Source organism: Nocardioides bruguierae, from assembly GCF_023554635.1.
In the GTDB taxonomy this organism is placed as follows: domain Bacteria; phylum Actinomycetota; class Actinomycetes; order Propionibacteriales; family Nocardioidaceae; genus Nocardioides; species Nocardioides bruguierae.
In genome coordinates, this window is sequence record NZ_JAMJPH010000024.1 from 145,893 (window position 1) to 164,069 (window position 18,177).

General features: G+C 74.3%; 17 protein-coding genes. 9 read left to right on the forward strand and 8 right to left on the reverse strand.

What is annotated here, in order from left to right; all coding sequences use genetic code 11:
* Positions 1–21: 21 nt before the first annotated feature.
* The 3 genes from M8316_RS13550 to M8316_RS13560 form a co-directional block, all read right to left on the reverse strand.
* The gene (locus M8316_RS13550) at positions 22–759 is read right to left on the reverse strand and encodes a GAP family protein (protein WP_250055357.1); all 738 of its coding nucleotides are present in this window, start codon (positions 757–759) and stop codon (positions 22–24) included.
* Complete coding sequence (locus M8316_RS13555; protein ID WP_250055358.1) at positions 756–3,128, reverse strand: arylsulfatase; 2,373 nt, start codon at positions 3,126–3,128, stop codon at positions 756–758. Before M8316_RS13555 ends, M8316_RS13550 begins: the two co-directional genes overlap by 4 nt.
* A 186-nt stretch (positions 3,129–3,314) precedes the next feature.
* On the reverse strand, positions 3,315–3,905 hold the full coding sequence (locus tag M8316_RS13560) for a DUF308 domain-containing protein (RefSeq protein WP_250055359.1): 591 nt from the start codon (positions 3,903–3,905) through the stop codon (positions 3,315–3,317).
* A 176-nt stretch (positions 3,906–4,081) separates the two neighbouring features.
* On the opposite strand from M8316_RS13560, the gene M8316_RS13565 reads away from it, so the two are divergent.
* The 7 genes from M8316_RS13565 to M8316_RS13595 all read left to right on the forward strand — a co-directional run bounded on the left by M8316_RS13565 (position 4,082) and on the right by M8316_RS13595 (position 11,859).
* Positions 4,082–5,257: an AI-2E family transporter gene (locus M8316_RS13565; protein WP_250055360.1), complete on the forward strand. Its 1,176-nt coding sequence runs from the start codon at positions 4,082–4,084 to the stop codon at positions 5,255–5,257.
* Between the two features lie 3 nt (positions 5,258–5,260).
* Positions 5,261–6,262 (forward strand): DUF389 domain-containing protein, encoded by a 1,002-nt coding sequence (locus M8316_RS13570; protein ID WP_250055361.1) that lies wholly within the window; start codon positions 5,261–5,263, stop codon positions 6,260–6,262.
* Positions 6,263–6,318: 56 nt separating this feature from the next.
* Positions 6,319–6,717 (forward strand): DUF7144 family membrane protein, encoded by a 399-nt coding sequence (locus M8316_RS13575; protein WP_250055362.1) that lies wholly within the window; start codon positions 6,319–6,321, stop codon positions 6,715–6,717.
* An 87-nt stretch (positions 6,718–6,804) separates the two neighbouring features.
* On the forward strand, positions 6,805–7,275 hold the full coding sequence (locus M8316_RS13580; RefSeq protein ID WP_250055363.1) for a hypothetical protein: 471 nt from the start codon (positions 6,805–6,807) through the stop codon (positions 7,273–7,275).
* Between the two features lie 64 nt (positions 7,276–7,339).
* Positions 7,340–8,329 (forward strand): formylglycine-generating enzyme family protein, encoded by a 990-nt coding sequence (locus M8316_RS13585; protein WP_443689935.1) that lies wholly within the window; start codon positions 7,340–7,342, stop codon positions 8,327–8,329.
* 87 nt (positions 8,330–8,416) lie between these two features.
* A complete protein-coding gene (locus tag M8316_RS13590) occupies positions 8,417–10,336 on the forward strand; it encodes a helix-turn-helix domain-containing protein (protein ID WP_250055365.1) in 1,920 nt (639 codons plus the stop codon).
* A gap of 155 nt (positions 10,337–10,491) precedes the next feature.
* Positions 10,492–11,859, forward strand: coding sequence for an MFS transporter (locus M8316_RS13595; protein ID WP_250055367.1), 1,368 nt, complete (start codon positions 10,492–10,494; stop codon positions 11,857–11,859).
* Positions 11,860–11,879: 20 nt separating this feature from the next.
* On the opposite strand, the gene M8316_RS21155 is transcribed toward M8316_RS13595, so the two are convergent.
* A complete protein-coding gene (locus M8316_RS21155) occupies positions 11,880–12,854 on the reverse strand; it encodes a VOC family protein (RefSeq protein ID WP_250055369.1) in 975 nt (324 codons plus the stop codon).
* Positions 12,855–12,925: 71 nt separating this feature from the next.
* Here M8316_RS21155 and M8316_RS13605 point away from each other — a divergent pair, with 71 nt between their 5' ends.
* Positions 12,926–13,222 (forward strand): hypothetical protein, encoded by a 297-nt coding sequence (locus tag M8316_RS13605; RefSeq protein ID WP_250055371.1) that lies wholly within the window; start codon positions 12,926–12,928, stop codon positions 13,220–13,222.
* 13 nt (positions 13,223–13,235) lie between these two features.
* Here the strand turns inward: M8316_RS13605 and M8316_RS13610 are convergent, their stop codons facing one another.
* Entirely contained in the window at positions 13,236–13,442 is a 207-nt protein-coding gene (locus M8316_RS13610; protein WP_250055373.1) for a YgaP family membrane protein, read from the reverse strand.
* Between the two features lie 54 nt (positions 13,443–13,496).
* Positions 13,497–14,861, reverse strand: a complete 1,365-nt coding sequence (locus tag M8316_RS21160; protein ID WP_250055374.1) for an MBL fold metallo-hydrolase — start codon at positions 14,859–14,861, stop codon at positions 13,497–13,499.
* 278 nt (positions 14,862–15,139) lie between these two features.
* Here M8316_RS21160 and M8316_RS13620 point away from each other — a divergent pair, with 278 nt between their 5' ends.
* Positions 15,140–16,414 carry an SLC13 family permease gene (locus M8316_RS13620; protein ID WP_250055375.1) on the forward strand — a complete coding sequence of 425 codons (1,275 nt, stop codon included), beginning with the start codon at positions 15,140–15,142 and terminating at the stop codon, positions 16,412–16,414.
* Between the two features lie 138 nt (positions 16,415–16,552).
* Here the strand turns inward: M8316_RS13620 and M8316_RS13625 are convergent, their stop codons facing one another.
* Together M8316_RS13625 and M8316_RS13630 are read right to left on the reverse strand one after the other, a co-directional pair.
* Positions 16,553–17,599, reverse strand: coding sequence for a C-terminal binding protein (locus tag M8316_RS13625; RefSeq protein WP_250055376.1), 1,047 nt, complete (start codon positions 17,597–17,599; stop codon positions 16,553–16,555).
* A 2-nt stretch (positions 17,600–17,601) separates the two neighbouring features.
* On the reverse strand, positions 17,602–18,108 hold the full coding sequence (locus M8316_RS13630; protein ID WP_250055432.1) for an Lrp/AsnC family transcriptional regulator: 507 nt from the start codon (positions 18,106–18,108) through the stop codon (positions 17,602–17,604).
* Positions 18,109–18,177 lie beyond the last annotated feature (69 nt).

The window sequence follows — 18,177 nt, forward strand, 5'->3', positions numbered from 1 at the left end:
GGCCGGCGCCGGCTGTCCGGCTCACCAGGCGACCGCCAGGGCGCGGAGGCCGTCACCCACGAGCTGGGCGCCGAGCACGAGGAACAGCACCAGCATGACCACCCAACCGTGCGCGTCCAGCCACGCCTGCAGCGCGCGGAGGGCGGGCTGCGCGGCCTCACCGGTCACCACCAGCGCGGTGACCGGCACCAGGACGGTCAGGGACCCCACCAGCACGAACACGCCGGTCCCGAGGACCGCACCCGCCCCACCGGGCCCGGCGGGGGGAGCGAGCGCGTCGGCCAGGCCGAGTCCGGCCGAGATCGTCAGCCCCAGGTTCTTCGGGTTCACGGTCCCGAGGACCGCCGCCACCAGCGCCACCCGTGGCGGGGGCAGGGAGGCCAGGCCGCGCAGGGCCGCGGGCAGCTCCGCCGGGTGCCCCGGCCGGGGGCGGTGCTGCAGCTGCCGGGCGGCGAGGACCCAGAAGAGCACGCCGACCACGGTCGTGACCAGGCCCACGGCCACCCCGGGCCCGCTGCCGTCCACGCCGGCACCAGCACCGGAACCAGGACCGGGATCGAACCAGCCGCTCCCCGCGACGACGACGAGACTCATCAGCGCCGCCAGGCCCGCGGCCCAGCCGACGGCGAAGGCCACCCCACCCGCGCGGGCGCCGGGCGAGCCGAGCACCAGCAGCAGCCCCAGCAGCGGCAGCGGGCTCAGCGCGACCCCCGTGGCCGGGGCGAGCACCGCGCCGAGGACCTCCAGGGCGGTGCTCACTGTCGGCGGTACCGCGCGCGCACGACCATCTCCTCGTCGTGCTCGGCGCCGGGGTCGATGTCGAGCACGACCTGGTGGACGGTCCCGGTGAACCGTCCCTGGGGCGTGGGGTAGCCCGCCACGACCGGGTCGAGGCTGTCGAGGCCGACGTCCAGGCCCTCGTCGAAGGAGAACAGGGCGGGGACGGTCCGCTCGACCCGGCCGCTGCCCAGGACCGGGGCGTCCTCGCCGGACCCGAGCCGGAACGTGGCGGTGCCGCCGCGGCCCGCCCCGCCGCCGTCGTAGACGAAGTCGAGGACGAGGGTCTGCTCGCCCGCCGGGAGGGCGGACGTGCCGCGCACGGTGAAGAGCTCCAGGCCCACGAAGTTGTGGACGTAGACCGGGACCCCGGCGTCCAGGTAGATCACCCAGCCGCCGAACCCGCCGCCTTGGGCGAGGACGACGCCCGAGGCCGGGGCGTCCTCGGGCAGGGTGAGCGAGGCCGTGGCCCGGAAGCTGGTGTTCTTGACGTTGAGCACCGTGTTCTCGTTCAGGCGGGTCATCCCGGGTCGCAGCACCATGCGGGTGCGGTCGCCCACCAGGTCCTGGCGGCCGGCGACCCGGGGGTCGAACCGCTCGCGCTGACGGTCGTCGAGCGGGAGGACGTGGTAGCGCGCCGCCTCGACCAGGAACCGGTCCTGCAGCTCGCGCAGCTTCTCGGGCATCTCGGCCGCGACGTCGTGGGCCTGGGTCCAGTCACCCGGGGCGTACAGCTCCCAGGTGTCACCGTCGAACGCCGGGACCGGGTAGGTGCGGTCCGGCCAGGGCAGCAGGTGCTGGGTCACCGCGGTCCAGCCGTCGTGGTAGATCCCTCGGTTGCCGGCGATCTCGAAGTACTGGGTGCGGTGCCGCTCGGCCGCGTCCGCGTCGTCCAGCGCGTACAGGAACGAGGTGCCCTCCAGCGGTGCCTGGTCGATGCCGTTGACCGAGGTGGGCACCGGCAGCCCGGCGAGCTCCAGGATGGTGGGCACCACGTCGATGACGTGCGTGAACTGGTGGCGCACCTCGCCGGCCGGGACACGGCCGGGCAGCCGGGCGATCATGCCGGTGCGGGTGCCGCCCCAGTGCGAGGCGACGATCTTGCTCCACTGGTAGGGGGTGTTCATCGCGTGCGCCCAGCCCGCCGGGACGTGGTTGAAGGCCGTGGGGCCGCCGACCTCGTCCAGGCGTTCCTGGATCTGGGCGGTGGTCATGGCCACGTCGTTCTGGTAGGCCATCTCGTTGAAGGTGCCGTAGGCGCCGGCCTCCGCGGAGGCGCCGTTGTCGCCGAGGACGTAGAGCACGAGCGTGTCGTCGAGGACGCCCTGCTCCTCCAGCGCCCGCAGGAGCCGGTCGACCTGGTCGTCGGTGTGGGTGGCCATGGCGGCGTAGGCCTCGAAGAGCCGGTTCCCGACGCGCCTGCTGTCCTCGTCGAGGTCGGCGTAGAGGGGGATGTGGGGGTTGGGCGCGGTGAGCTCGGCGTCCGGCCCGACCACCCCCAGCTCCTGCTGCCGGGCGAAGGTCCGCGCCCGCTGCTCGTCGTAGCCGTGGTCGAACGCGCCGCGGTAGGAGTCGAGGTAGGACTGCGGGGCGTGGTGCGGGGCGTGCGTGGCGCCGAAGGCGAGGTAGGCGAACCACGGCTTGTCCGGGGTGAGCGCGCCCAGCGTCGAGGTCCACCCGATCACCTGGTCCACCAGGTCCTCGCTGAGGTGGTAGCCCTCCTCCGGCGTCCTGGGCGGCTCGATGGGCGTCGTGCCGTCCACCAGCGCCGGGGTGAACTGGTGCGTGTCGCCACCGAGGAACCCGTAGAACCGGTCGAAGCCCTCGCCGGTCGGCCAGCGGTCGAACGGGCCGGCGGGGCTGGTCTCCCAGGGCGGGGTCTGGTGCATCTTCCCGAACGCCCCGGTGCTGTACCCGTTCATGCGCAGCACCTGCGCCAGCGTCGCGCAGTCGTCGGGTCGGACCCCGGTGTAGCCACGGGCCGCGGTCGCCACCTCGGCGATGACGCCCATGTTCACCGTGTGGTGGTTGCGGCCGGTCAGCAGCGCCTGGCGGGTGGGCGAGCAGAGGGCGGTGGTGTGGAAGCGGGTGAACCGGACCCCCTGCTCCGCCATCCGCTCGGCCGTCGGCATCTCGCAGGGACCGCCGAAGGCGCTGCTGGCGCCGAACCCCATGTCGTCGATGAGCACGACGAGCACGTTCGGCGCCCCTGCGGGCGGACGCAGCGGGGCCTCCGGCCGGGGCGGCGTGCTGTGCCGGACGTCCACCGGCAGGTCCGCGGGGGATGCGTCGACCCGGCGGGCCCGGCGGAGGGGCAGGTGCGTGCGGTCGGCGTCGGACGGCTGGTTCATCTCGTCTCCCGAGGTGCGAGGACGCCGGGTGGCGGACCTCGTCCACGCGCGAGCCCGGCGCTCCCGGTGCATGCTCGTGCGCCCGCGGGAGCAGGGCGTCACCCGGTGCGGGTGAGGCCGTTCGCGCCCGACGCGTGCCCAGGTGTCTGCCCAGGTGTCTGCCCAGGTGTCTGCCCAGGTGTCTGCCTAGGTCTCCAGCAGGCTCACCGAGGCGCGGCGGGCCAGCAGCCCCACGACCACGAACAGGGCACCCCAGGCGACGAGCGCCAGGCCGATCAGCATGGTCAGACCGGTGGTCGCGCGGCCCGGGTCGAGGATCAGCAGGAACCCGGCGGCGGCCACCGCCGCCGCGGTGAGCAGCCCGAGCAGGCTGGGCCGCAGGGCGGTCAGCACGAGCTGGAGCAGGCCGAGGACCAGCAGCCAGGCACCCAGCATCCACGCCAGCGCCGCCGCGGTCTCGAAGGGGCGGACGACGGCGATGGCGCCGATCACCACGGCCAGCAGCCCGCCCAGGGCCAGCACGGCCCGCTCGCCGCGTCCGCTGCCCTCGTGCCGTGCGCCCGCGATCGTCAGCACGCCGTCCACCGCGGTCCACAGGCCCACGAGGACCAGCACGACCGAGATCGAGGCGCGCGGCCAGGCCAGCAGCAGGACACCCGCGACGACGCCGACGGCGCCGCGCGCGGCCAGCAGGCCCCACGGCAGGGGGAAGGTCCGGGTGCCGACGACCTCGCCGATGATGATGTCGGGGCTGTCCCCGTGCTGCGGGTGGCTCATGGCGGCGACGCTAGGGAGGCCGCCGTGGGAGCGGGATCGCCCGCTACGGGTGAGGCGCCCGTCCGGCCCGGGTGAGGTTGCCCCGACGCGCACGGGATCGCCCACCCGCGACGCACCGCTGGCCCTAGGCTCGCCGCGAGCCGGGGCGGACCCGGCCGGACGCGCAGGAGGCACCCATGGACGGCTCACCGGCACCCGCGACCAGTCAGCGGACGGGCGCGGGCGGCCTGCCCCGCGGGGTCCTCATCCTCGTGGGGGCGGCTGCCGCCGTGATCACCATCGCCGGCGTCCGCAGCATCAGCGGGATCGCCGGCCCGGCCTTCCTCGCCGTCGTCCTGGCCATCGCCGCCAGCCCCGTGCGGACGGGGCTCGCCAAGATCGGCGTCCCGCGGTGGCTCGGCACGCTGCTCTCGATCCTCGCGGTCTACGTGCTCATCGTGGTGCTGGCCGGGTCGATGCTCCTGGCGGCCGCCGAGTTCGCCCAGCTGGTGCCCGGCTACCAGGCGCAGTTCGCCGAGCTGGTCGGGGACGGCGCGGACCTGCTGCGGCGCTTCGGCGTCGACAACCTCCAGGTCAGCGCGATCGTCTCCTCCTTCGACCTGGGTCGCGTGGTCGACATCGTCACCGTGGTGCTCTCGGGCACCGTCTCCCTGGCCACGAACCTGGTCTTCGTCGTGACGCTGGTGCTCTTCGTGTGCCTGGACGCGGGCTCGTTCGGCGAGCAGCTCCAGCGGCTGCACGGGGACCGCCCCGAGTTCGTCGAGGCGCTGGACTCCTTCGCCCGCCTGACCCGCACCTACCTGGTGGTCTCCACGATCTTCGGCCTGGTGGTCGCGGTCATCGACATCGGCGTCCTCTACGCCTTCGGCATCCCCGGCGCGCTGCTGTGGGGCCTGCTGGCCTTCATCACCAACTACATCCCGAACATCGGCTTCGTGCTCGGCCTGGTGCCGCCGGCCATCCTCGGCCTGCTCGAGGGCGGCCCCGGGCTGATGCTGGGCGTGATCGTGGCCTACTCGGTGATCAACGTCGTGATCCAGTCGGTCATCCAGCCCAAGCTCGTCGGCGACGCCGTCGGTCTCTCCGCCAGCATCACCTTCCTCTCCCTCGTCGTGTGGGCGTGGATCCTCGGGCCGGTGGGCGCCGTGCTCGCCGTGCCGCTCACGCTGCTGGTCCGCTGCCTGTTCGTCGACGTCGACCCCGGGGCACGCTGGTTCGGCGGTCTCATCGGCGTGCCGGCGTCCGTGCCCTCGGCGGGGGCGGCCGTCGCCGACTCCGCGCAGGCCCTGGTCGACCCGGACGAGGAGACGGGCCCGGCCGCCGGGGCGGCCCGTCGCGACGAGCAGGCCTGAGCCGTGCGGGTCCCGGGGATCACGCCGCTCACCGACGCCGACGTCCACCGGATCACCGGGTCGTTCTTCCTGGAGGGCCCCGACCGCGGGCGCGTCCTCTCCGCCTTCTGGGTGCTGCTGGTCCTCTCCGCGGTGATCGCGGCCGCCGGCGTCATCGCGGACTCCGTGGCGACCGTCATCGGCGCCATGATCGTGGCGCCCCTGATGCGGCCGATCCTGGGCACCGCCTGCGCCGTGGTGCTGGCGCGGCACCGGCAGATCGTGCTCAACGTGCTGCTCGTGGTGGCCGGTGCGGCCAGCGTGGTGCTGGTGGGCTACCTCCTGGGCGCCCTCGTGCAGCTGCCCGTCACCGCCGACACCAACAGCCAGGTCGCGGGCCGGGTGAGCCCCCGGCTGATCGACCTGGTCGCGGCCCTGGCCACCGGCGTGGTCGGTGCGTACGCGCTGACGAGGGCCGACGTCGCCGACAGCCTGCCCGGCGTGGCGATCGCGATCTCGCTGGTGCCGCCGCTGGCCGTCGTGGGGCTCACGCTGGAGTCCGGCGAGCCCGGGCAGGCAGCGGGTGCCCTGCTGCTCTTCGGCACCAACGTCGCCGCGATCATCGCGACCGGCACCCTCGTGCTGCTGGTGGCCAGGTTCCGGCACGCGGCCCAGGAGGCCGGGGTGCCCGTCCGACGACTGGCCGGGCGCTCGCTGGTCATCGTGATCGCCTCCGTGCTGGTGGTCTCCGTGCCGCTGGCGGTGGGCAGCCGCACGGTGCTGCGCGAGCAGCTGGTCGTGGCCGACGCCGAGCCCGTCGCGCGTGCGTGGGCCGACGGCCAGGGCTGGGAGCTCACCGACGTGGAGCTGCGCAACGGCACGCTCGTCGTCGTCGTGATCGGCCCGGAGGCCCGGCCCGACCTCGCGGGGCTCCGCCCCCTGCTGGACGAGGCGGGGCTGGCCGACGTCGACCTCGACGTCACCTTCCTCGCCGGCGACTCGGTGCTGCAGCCGGCCACGACCTGACCACCACGTCCTGACCCACCCGCTCGCCACGTCCCACCCCGCCACCAGGAGGAACCGTGCCCCGCAAGCCCCGCCCGACCCTGTGGGTCGGCCCCATCGCCTTCGCCGCCGTGATGATCGCCGTGGCCGGCCTGTTCAACGTGCTCACCGGGCTCACCGCGATCGCCACCGACGACGTGTACGTGACGGGCTCGCGGGCCCTCCTCGTCCTGGACGTCACCGCGTGGGGCTGGGTGCACCTGGTCACCGGCGTGCTCCTGCTGGCGACCGGCGTGATGACGCTGGCCGGGCGGCTCTGGGCGCGGCTGGCCGCGCTGGCGCTGGTGGTGCTGAACCTGCTCACGCAGCTGGTGCTGCTCCCGGCGACCCCGTACGCCTCGATGGTGACCATCGCGCTCGAGGTGGTCGTCGTGTGGGCGATCCTGGTCCACGGCGAGGAGCTGGAGAACCTCTGAGCCTGGCGGCCCGGGACCCGGGAACATCCGGGGCCGCCGGCGCGGTTGTGCCGAGGACCCCACGTTCCTGCGACCTCCGGTGTGCCCATGCCTCTCTCCCGACTCCGCGCCGCGCTCGGCCTCCCGTCCGAGGCGGGGGCCGTCACCGACGGGCGCCGGGACGCCGCGAGCGAGCGGGAGCAGGACGAGCCGGCGTGCGTGGCGCTGGTGCGTGCCCACCGGGCGTGCGCCCAGGACGCTCTCACCGAGGCGTTGGGCGGGCAGTCGCTGTGCCACCTGGCCCGCTCCGGCCACCCGTTGCCCGCGGCGAAGTTCCACGAGGGCGCGGTGACCGTGCTCGGCCTCGTGCTGCGCGAGCAGCGTCGTCGTCTCGCGGCACCGGCCGAGGACACGACGCTGCTGGTGGTCGTCGAGCAGGTGCGGGACGCCTGGTGGGCAGAGCAGGCGCCGCTGGCGGCCCGTGGCCCGGCGTGGGACGCCTACGCCACCGGTGGCGACGAGGCCCTCAAGGACCTCCTCGAGGAGCTGGCGGCCGGCACGAGCGAGCCGTCCCGCTGACGTCGCGGCACCGGCCGGTAGGTTGCCCGCAGGGCGCGTCCGGCGTCCCTCGGAGGTGAGCGGAGTGTCCTGCTGTTCCCCGGGTGCGCGCGGTGCCGGTGGGACCGCCGTCCCCGGTGCGTCGTCGCCGGTGGCACCGCAGGCTCCTCCCGCGTCGCCGTCCTCGGCCCCGGCGGGCGCCTGGTGCCCGGTCGGGGCGGGCCCGTTCCGCATGGGCACCGACGACCCCGGCTACCCCGCGGACGGCGAGTCACCGGCTCACGAGGTGGTGCTCGGTGCGTACCGCATCGCGGCGCACACGGTCACCAACCAGCAGTTCGCCGCCTTCGTCGCCGCCACCGGGCACGTGACCACCGCCGAGGAGATCGGCACCTCGTTCGTGTTCGCGGGCCTCCTGCCCGACGACTTCCCGCCCACCCGGGGCGTGGCCGCCGCACCCTGGTGGCGCGAGGTCCCCGGAGCCTCCTGGCAGCAGCCCGAGGGCGCAGGCAGCCACGTGCGCGACCGCGGTCGCCACCCCGTCGTCCACGTGAGCTGGCTCGACGCCGTGGCGTTCGCCGCCTGGAGCGGGACCCGGCTGCCGACCGAGGCGGAGTGGGAGCGCGCGGCCCGCGGCGGGCGCGACGGCGACCACTTCCCCTGGGGGCAGGAGCGGGAACCTGCGGGGGAGCACCGGATGAACGTCTTCCAGGGCACCTTCCCGCAGCACGACACGGGAGCGGACGGGTGGGTGGGCACCTGCCCGGTCGGCTCCTACCCGGCCAACGGGCTGGGGCTGCACGAGGTCACGGGCAACGTCTGGGAGTGGTGCGCGGACTGGTTCGCCGACGACACCTACCGCCGTCGGGCCGCGGCAGCCGTGCGCGACCCGCGCGGCCCGGCGACGGGGGAGGCCCGGGTGCTGCGGGGCGGCTCCTACCTCTGCCACGACAGCTACTGCCGCCGGTACCGCGTCGACGCCCGCAGCTCGAGCACCCCGGACTCCAGTGCGGGCAACGTCGGGTTCCGGGTCGTCGCCCTGGACGCGGGTTCCTCGGAGGCCCCGCCCGGATGACCCGGATGACCCGGATGAGCCGGGTGAACCGGGTGAACCGGGTGTGACGCAGGTGTGACGCAGGGCACGGGCGGGCATGCTCCACCGGTGCTCGTGACGCCCGCCCCCACCTTCCTCGACCTGCTGGTCGACGGAGCGCCCCTGTCCCGCTTCGACGAGCTGCTGGGCACCGACCCCGACCCCGAGACCCGCCGCCGACGCGACCTCGCCCTCACCCTGCGCGACCTCATGGCCCGTCGTGGCGCGCGCGAGGCGGAGCTGCTGGCGCTGTACGAGACGGCCGGCGACCTCACGGCCATCCGCGACGTCGACACCATCCTGGCCGCGATCGTGCGACGGGCCCGCCAGCTGCTGCACGCCGACATGACGTACCTGTCCCTCAACGAGGCCGACGAGGGCGGCGGAGCCTCCTACATGAAGGTCACCGACGGAGCGCTGACCGCCGAGTTCCGGCGGCTGCGGCTCCCGCTCGGCACCGGGTTGCTGGGCCTCGTCGCGCAGACGGGACAGCCGTACTTCACCAGCGACTACCAGCACGACGAGCGGTTCGTGCACCGCCGCGAGATCGACGACGCGGTCGGCGGGGAGCAGATCCGCGCCATCCTCGGCGTCCCGCTGCTCGTCGACGGCCGCGTCATCGGCACGCTGCTCGCGACCCACCGCACGGTGCGACGCTTCCCGCCCGAGGAGGTCTCGCTGCTGACCTCCTTCGCCGCGCACGCGGCGGTGGCGCTGGAGAACGCGCGGCTCTTCGTCGAGCTGGACGAGGCCCACCACCGTCTCCGCGAGCACGCCCGCGGGGTCGAGCAGGCGGCCCGCGCCCACGACCGGCTCACGCGCGTGCTGCTGCACGGCGGCGACCTGGCCGACGTGGTCACCACGCTCGCCGAGGCGCTCGACGGCCGCCTCACCATCCTGGACGACGGCGGGGCACTGCTCGCCGGGTCCGGCCCCGTCCCGGCGGACTGGCCCTCGGCCGACCTCGTCGCCCGCGCCGGCCAGGCCGGCCGTGCCGTCGTCGTGCCCGCGCCGGCCGTCGTGGTGGCGCCCGCGATGGCGGGCCCCGACCACCTGGCCACCCTCGTGCTGGAGGTGTCGGAGCAGCTCACCGAGGCCGGCACACGCACGCTCGAGCGCGGCGCGATGGCCGCGGCGCTCGTGCTGCTCGGCGACCGGGCGGCCGAGGCCGCCGAGGAACGCCTGGGCTGGGCGCTGCTGGCCGACGTGCTCGCCGGCCCCGGCCTGGACCCTCCCGCCACCGGTGGGTCCGGTGCTGCCGCGCCCGAGGAGCACGACGGTGACCGGGCCCGCCGCCGTCAGCGGGCCCGACGGCACCGGGTTCTGCTGGACCAGGGCTGCGTGGTCGCGGTGGCCGACGTCGAGGGTCTCGACCGTGCCGCGACGGCCCGGGTCGCCGGCCGGGTCGCCCGCGACCTGCACGGCCTGGTCGGCGAGCAGCACGGCCGCCTCGTCCTGCTCGCCACCGGGCCCGGGCTCGAACCGCTGCGGGTGGGGGAGCGGCTGCGCGAGGCGCTGGCCTCGGCCCTGACCGACCCGGAGGGCAGCGTCACCGTGGGGGTCGTCGAGGGGCCGGCCGACCCGGTGGGGCCCGGGGTCGCCGAGGCGGTCGCCGAGGCGGACGGCTGCCTGCGCGCCCAGCTGGCCCTGGGGCGCACCGGGACGGTGGTCGACCCGGCGGGCCTCGGCGTGGTGCGGCTCCTGCTGGGGCGCAGCGGCCCCGAGGAGCTCGACGCGTTCGTGAGCCGGGTGCTGGGCCCCGTCCTCGACCACGACGAAGCCCGCGGCAGCGACCTGCGCACGACCCTCGAGGCGTGGTTCGCGGCCGGCGGCCGGGCACCCGCCGCAGCCCGCAGCCTGCACGTGCACGCCAACACCGTGGCCCAGCGGCTGGCCCGGGTCGATGCGCTCCTGGGGGAGCGGTGGCGCGAGCCGGAGCACGCCCTGGACCTGCAGCTCGCCCTGCGGGTGCGGCGGCTGCGCACCTGACCGACGCCCTCCCGGCGAGGTGTGTCGTCGGCACACCGAGCGGTGCGAACGGTGTGCCGGCCACACCTCGCCCCGGGGGCAACGGCGTTCCTACCGTGGCTGGCTGTGACCGACGCCACGTGCGCCGGTCGAGACAGAGCGATGAGAGGAACCCCATGAGCAGCGACGTGACCACGGCGCAGACCGGCACCCGACCCCCAGGCGACGAGGGCGGCTCCCGCACCCCCATCGTCAAGGTGGTGTTCGCGTCCCTCGTCGGCACCGCGGTGGAGTGGTACGACTTCTTCCTCTACGGCTCGGCGGCCGCCCTCGTCTTCGGCACCCTGTTCTTCCCCTCCTCCGACCCGGTCACCGGCACCCTTCTCGCGTTCGGCACCTACGCGCTGGGCTTCGTCGCCCGGCCGCTGGGCGGCGTGGTGTTCGGGCACTTCGGTGACCGCGTCGGTCGCAAGAAGATGCTCGTGGTCGCCCTGCTGATGATGGGCGCCTCGACCTTCGCGATCGGCCTGCTGCCGACCTACGCCTCGATCGGCCTGGGGGCGCCGATCCTGCTGCTCGCCTGTCGGCTGCTCCAGGGCTTCGCCGTCGGCGGCGAGTGGGGCGGTGCCGTGCTGATGGCCGCCGAGCACGGCGACCCCGCGCGTCGCGGGTTCTGGTCCTCGTGGCCGCAGGCCGGCGTGCCGCTGGGCAACCTGCTGGCCACGGCGGTGCTGTTCATCCTCGCGGCCGTGCAGAGCGACGAGACCTTCGAGGCGTGGGGCTGGCGCGTCCCGTTCCTGCTCTCGGCCGTGCTGGTCATCATCGGGCTGTGGGTGCGCCTGCAGCTGGAGGAGTCGAAGGTCTACAGCGACGCGAAGGCCGAGATGGAGGCGCGCACCGAGAAGGCGCCCTCCCTGCCCATCGTCCAGGTGCTGCGTCAGTACCCCCGTGAGGTCCTGGTCGCCATGGGCATGCGGATGGCGGAGAACATCTCCTACTACATCTTCACCGTCGTGGTCCTGACCTACGCCAAGGACTTCGCGGACGTCGGCACCGACCTCATCCTCCAGATGCTCCTCATCGGTGCTGCCGGGCAGTTCTTCCTGATCCCCGCGGTCGGTGCCCTCTCCGACCGCGTCGGCCGGCGCCCGCTCTACCTGATCGGGGCCGTGGGCGTCGCGGTGTGGGCCTTCCCGTTCCTGCACCTGGCGACCTCCGGCGAGCCCGGCAAGGTGCTGCTGGCCGTGGCGGTCGGCCTGTTCTTCCACTCGCTGATGTACTCGCCGCAGGCGGCGTTCTTCTCCGAGCTGTTCGGCACCACCGTGCGCTACACCGGCGCCTCCGTCGGCTACCAGCTGGCCTCGATCGTGGCCGGCGCCCTCGCGCCGATCATCGCGGTGCAGCTGCTCACCACCGGCGACGGGGACAACACCACCGCGGTGGCCCTCTACGTGGTCGCCGCCTCCGTCATCACCGTGGTCGCGGTGCTCGCGGCCAAGGAGACGGCGAAGACGTCGCTGGCGCACGACCGCGCGCTGGACTGACCCCTGTCGCGCCGGGTCGGTCAGGCCTGCACCGTCACCACCACCGTCGTCCCCCAGGGATCGGTGGTGGTGACGGTGTCGCCGTCGCGCTCGGCGGCCACGCCGGCCTCCTCCAGCCGCGTCGCCAGGGCGTCGACCTCGCCGGTGTCCGGCACCACGAGGCGGACGACGCGCAGCCCGAGGCTGTCGGGCCGGTCCCCGGCGCCGGCGGCCGTCCAGGTGTTCACCCCGAGGTGGTGGTGGTACCCACCGGCCGAGAGGAAGATCGCGCCGTCGGTCCGGGCGGTGAGGGCGAGCCCGAGCGCGTCCTCGTAGAAGGCGCGCGCCACCTCGAGGTCGCCGGCGCGCAGGTGGAGGTGACCGAGCGTCACGCCGTCGGGGGTCGCGGTGAGGTCGGCCTCGTCGAGGTTCTCGCCGATGAACGCGTTCGGGTCCAGCGGTGCGCTGCCCATCGTCACCCCCTCCTCGGTCCACTCCCAGCCCTCGGCCGGGCGGTCCAGGTACAGCTCCACGCCGTTGCCGTCGGGGTCGCCGAGGTAGAACGCCAGGCTGACGGTGTGGTCGGCCGAGCCCTGGTAGGCCGCCCCGGCGACCTGGGAGGAGCGCAGCAGCGCCGCCGCCAGCTCCGAGGCCTCGTCGTAGAGGAAGGCCGAGTGGTAGAGCCCGGCCTCCGACGGGTCGTCGGCCGGGGCGTCGTCGACCACCAGTCGCAGCAGCCCGGTGCCGTCGCTGCCGAGCAGCGTCGCCTCGTCCGTGCGCTCGAGGACCTCCAGGCCGACCCCGCGCGTGTAGAAGCGCCGCAGCCCCGGCTCGTCGGCGGTGGTGATCTCCACCGCGCCCAGGTGGGTGCCGGCGGCCAGGGCGGACGTCGGCGGGGTGCCGTCGGCCGAGACGGCCCGGTCGCCGGTGCCGTCCTCGCCGCACGCGGCGAGCAGGGCGAGGGTGGCCGCGGCGGCGGTCGTGGTGGCGGCGCGGCGAAGCTGGCGGGTGGTCACGCCCCGACGATACAAGATTCAACTAACGCGCGGGCGGGGTGCGCCAGGGCCTGGCGCGCCAGGCTGCTCCCGTGGCAGGCAGAGCGGCGGAACCGACCGACGACGGGCGCTGGATCGTGGTCGACGGGCGTCGCTGGCGCGCGACCGACCCCGACGTCCCCGAGGCGCGTCGTGACGAGCTGACCAAGATCCTCATGGCCTGGCGCCGCGAGGTCCGGCGGACGCGCGGGACGGACGAGGAGCGAGCCGCGCGCGACGGCGTCCAGGCCGCCAAGGTGGCGCTGGGGGAGCGCGGCACGCCCTGGTGGGAGCAGAGCCCGGCCGAGCGGGAGACGCGGTGGTCCGCCGATGTCCCCGACCCTCGCTGAGGGTGCTGCTGCGTCAGTGCTTGCCGGCGCCCGTGTTCAGGCGGAACGGGGCGTAGAGCGGGCAGAAGCCCACGGCGGACGTCGCCGCCATCACGGCCGCGAGGACGTACAGAATGATCGACGCGACGCCCACCGGACCGACGAGCACGCCGGTCACGAGCAGGAGCGGAGCGATCACGAAGCCGCGGACGCGGCGGTCGAGCAGACCCATGTTGCGCATGTGGAGCACCTTTCGCGGGTGCCGGCGGGGTGCCGACGGAGTGCTGGTGACGGATCAGGCTGACGCGGTGAGCCCGAGCTCGCCGGCGCGGTCGTAGTCGTCGTCGACCAGGACGACGTCTCGGCCGGCGCGGTCGAGCAGGCTGGCCGCGATCGAGGCGCGGAAGCCGGACTGGCAGTGGACCCAGACCTGGCCGGCGGGCACGTCGTCGAGGCGGTCGAGCAGCTCGTGCAGCGGCACGTGCACCGAGCCGGGGATCTCGGAGGCCAGGTGCTCGGAGTCCATCCGCACGTCGAGCACGAGCGGGGCCTCGCCGTCCTTGATCCGGGTGGCCAGGGCCTCGAAGTCGACCGTCTCGTAGGAGGCGGCATCGCCCGCGGTCAGGTCGGCAATGGCGCCGACGGCCGCACCGGCCGGACGCTCGATGCCGATGCGCACGAGCTGGCGCTGGGCGGCGGCCACGTCCTCGGCCGTCTCGGCGATCAGGGTCAGCGGGGTGCCCCAGGGGAGGATCCAGCCGAGGTAGGTGGAGAAGGCGCCGGAGATGTCGACCGAGATCGACCCGGGCACGTGCGCGGCGGGGTAGAGCTTCCGGTCCCGCAGGTCGACGACCCAGTGGCCGGCCTCGACGGCGGCGCGCAGGCCGGCGGCGTCCACGCTCTCGGGGGCGCTGAGGTCCGGCTCGGCCGGGCCCTCGAGGTTCCGCGGGGCCATGTGGGCGTAGTAGGCGGGGTAGGCCGCCAGTGCCGCGACGAGGCCGTCGACGAAGCTCTGCTCGTCGGGTGTGGTCAGGGCGTCGTTGCGCGCCTTCTCGGTGCCGATCGTCGAGCCGTCGCCGCCGGTCGCGGAGCCGGCCGAGCAGAAGCTGCCGAAGCCGTGCGTGGGGTAGAGCGGGGCCTCGTCGGGCAGCATCTCGGCCAGCTTGTGCGCGGTGCGGTACTGGGCGCGGGCGAGGGTGTCGGTGTAGTCGGGGCCGAGCAGGTCCGGGCGGCCCACCGAGCCGTAGAGCAGCGAGCCGCCGGTGAACGCCGCCGGGTTCTCCGTGCCCGGGGTGGCGATCACGAAGCCCAGGTGGGTGTGGGTGTGGCCGGGCGTGGACACGACCGTCACCTCGAGGTCGCCGTAGGTGCGGACGTCCCCGTCGCTGACGCCGACGCGCTCGAAGGCGACCGGGTCCTCGGCGTTGACCAGGTAGTCGGCACCGGTCTCCTGCGCCAGGTGGTAGCCGCCGGTGACGTAGTCGTTGTGGATGTGCGTCTCGGCCACCGCGACGACGCGGACGCCGATCTCGGCGGCGCGGGCGGTGACCCGGTCGGTGTCGCGCTGGGGGTCGATCACGACGGCGACGGCGCCGTCGTGGGCGAGGTAGCTGCGGTCTCCGAGCTCGCTGGTCTCGATGATCTCGACGGTGAGGGGCACCGGGTCCTCCTGTGGTGGGACGGGGGCGGGCCAGCCGTGCGGCTGGTCTGTCGATGGTCCGAACGTAACCCCCCATGGGGTTGTTCCCACAATGTACGGACCTTTTCTCGGATTGTCGACGGCGTGACCGCCGCGGCGCCTCGCAGCACAGCCTTCGGTGGCCGTCGAGGCGGTCTCACGCCCGGGTCGGGGGTCGGACGTCACTGTCCGACTGATGTAGGGAAGGGGGTGCACGTCCGCACACCCACCGGCCTCCGGGCCGGGCCTGAAGGAGCCCCGTGAACCTCGAGCTGGTCACCGTCCTGGTGCTCGCCCTGATCTTCGTGCTCGCGACCGCGCGCTCGGTCAACCTGGGCGTCCTCGCCCTCGTCGCGGCGTTCGGCGTCGGCGCCGCGGCGGGCCTGAGCACCGACGAGGTCTTCGCCGGGTTCCCGGTCGACCTGTTCGTGGCTCTGACCGGACTGACGTTCCTGTTCGGCTTCGCCCAGCGCAACGGCACCATCGACCTGCTGCTGCGCGCGGGGCTCCGCCTCGTCCGGGGGCAGGTGGCGCTGGCCCCCTGGATCTTCTTCGCCCTCACCGGCGCGCTGATGTCCGTCGGCGCGATCTTCGCGATCGCCGTCGTCGCGCCGCTCGCGGTGCCCTTCGCCCGGCGGTACCGGATCGACCAGCTGATGATGGGCATGATGGTCGTGCACGGCGGCATGGCCGGCGCGTTCTCGCCGCTGAGCGTCTACGGGCTCTTCGTCAACAGCTTCCTCGCCGGCGACGACCTGGGCGGCAGCCGCCTCGGCCTGTTCCTGGCCAGCTTCGTGTTCAACACCGTCATCGCCCTGATCGTGTTCCTCACCATGGGCGGTCGTTCCCTGCTCGGCCGCACCGAGGACCTCGCGGGCGCCCCCGCGTCCGAGGCGGAGGCCCCAGGTCAGGCCTCCGCGCAGACCTCCGCGCAGACCTCCGGGATCGACCTCTACCAGGGCGTCACCCTGCTCGGCCTGGCCGTGATGGCGGTCGGGACGGCGGCCTTCGGGCTCGACATCGGCGTGCTGTCCCTCAGCGCGGCGGCCGTGCTCGCGCTCATGCGCCCCGACGACGCCCGCGTCTGCCTGGCGAACGTCTCGTGGAGCACCGTCGTGCTCGTGGGCGGCGTGCTCACCTACATCGCGATGCTCGAGGCCGCCGGCACCGTCGAGTGGGCCAGCGGCGGGATCGCCGCGCTCGGCGTCCCGCTCGTCGCCGCGCTGCTGCTGTGCTACCTCGCCGGCATCGTCTCGGCGCTGGCCTCCTCGATCGGCACGATCGGCGTGGCGCTGGCGATCGCCGCGCCGATGCTGGAGTCCGGCGAGCTGGGTGCGGTCGGGTTCGTGGCGGCGCTCTCGATCTCGGCCACCGTCGTCGACGTCAGCCCGTTCTCCACGAACGGCGCCCTGGTGCTGGCCAACGTCGATGCCGAGCACCGCGACGACTTCTACCGCCGCATGCTCGTCTACGCCGGCCTCGTCGTCGGCCTGGCTCCGCTCGCAGCCTGGACGTTCTCGCTGCTGCCCGTCTGAGACGGGCGCCTGCGGTGGGTGCGGCGGCCTCGAGGCTCGTCGCCGGGGCTCCTCGCACCTCGACCACCGGCCTCGGTGGTCGAGGTGCGACGAGCGCCAGCGAGGAGCCTCGAGACCGGCGAGACCGGCCTCAGTGCCTCAGACGGTGCGGGGGAGCGGCGCCTCGTGCCGGGGGCTTCGCCCGTGCACGAGCACGTCGACCACGCAGGCCAGCGCCATCTCGCGCGCCTGCACGAACGACTCGGCCGACAGGAAGGCCGAGTGCGGGGTCAGCACCACGTTGTCCAGCTCGGCCAGCGCGGTGCGGCCGCTGTCCTCGTCCTCGATCACGTCGATGGCGGCGGCGGCGATCGTGCCGGTGCGCAGGGCAGCGACCAGCGCGGCCTCGTCCACGACCTCACCGCGCGCGGTGTTCACCAGCGCGGCGCTCGGCCTCATCAGGCGCAGCTCGCGCTCGCCGACGAGGTGGTGGGTCGAGGGGAGCAGGGGGCAGTGCAGCGAGACGACGTCGGACGTCGCCAGCAGCTCGTCGAGGGAGCCCACCGGCGTGACGCCCGCAGCGGCCAGGTCCTCGGCGCTCCACGTGGGCGCCCACACGGCGACCTCGAGCCCGAACGCGTGCAGCAGCGGAGCGACGGCCCGGGGGATCGCACCGAAGAAGACGAGCCCGACCCGTTGGCCGCGCAGCCGCCGCGGCATCGGCAGGGAGGCGTCCAGGGGGTCCCACGCGCCGGCCCGGACCCGGCGGTCGAACCGGGTCACGTGGCGGGCCAGGTCGAGGATCATCGCCACGGTGTGCGTGGCGACCTCGTCGACGCAGAAGCCAGGGGCGTGGGAGACCGCGACGCCGCGCTCGGCCGCGGCCGCGAGGTCGACGGTGTTGGTGCCGATGCTCTGCAGGGCCACGGCGCGCAGCCGCGGGAGACGCTCGAGGACCTCGCGGGTGATGGCCAGGCCCTCGGTCACGATCGCGTCGGCGTCGGCGAAGGCGGCCACGAGGGCGTCGACGGACCCGTCGCCGGGGTCGGCCTCGAGGAGCTCGAGACCGGCCACGCCCCAGCCCTCCAGGACGCCGCGCTCGTGGGCGAGGTCGTCCCCGATCCCGGCGTAGACGACCCGTAGGTCGGCGATCTCGGGGGCACCTGTGGCGGGTGCGGTGGAGGGGATGGGGCGGTGCTCGGTCAACGTCAGTCCGTCTGGTCGGGCTCCTCGTGGGGCTCGCCGGCGGCGACGGGTGCGCCGTCGACCTGCTGCTCGCCCCACGTGAACCGGTGGGTGTGGATGTCGTGGTAGGTGAACGTCGTGAGGCTGCGGACGCCGGGCACGGCGCGGACCTCGCGGTTGATCACGGTGGAGAGGTGACGGGTGTCCTCGGCGAGCACCTCCACGAGCACGTCGAACGGCCCGGCGCCGATGACGACGTAGACGACCTGCGGGATCGCGGAGAGCGCCTCCGCGATCTCGTACGGGTCGCCCTCGACGGTGAGCGCCAGCATCGCCATCGCCTCGAAGCCGATCTTGAGGGGGTCGGTGATGCCGACGACCTTGAGGACCTCCTCCTCGATCAGTCGCATCACGCGCTTGCGGACGCCGCCGGGGGTCAGGCCGACGACGTCGGCGAGCTCCCGGTAGCCGGTCCGGCCGTCGCGCTCCAGCGCGCCGATGATCTTGCGGTCGACGTCGTCGAGGTCCATCACGCCTCCATCCTCGGGGCGCGCCGGGCGGCGGGGGTCGCCCGCCGCCCGGCGTGTCGTGGTCGGTCT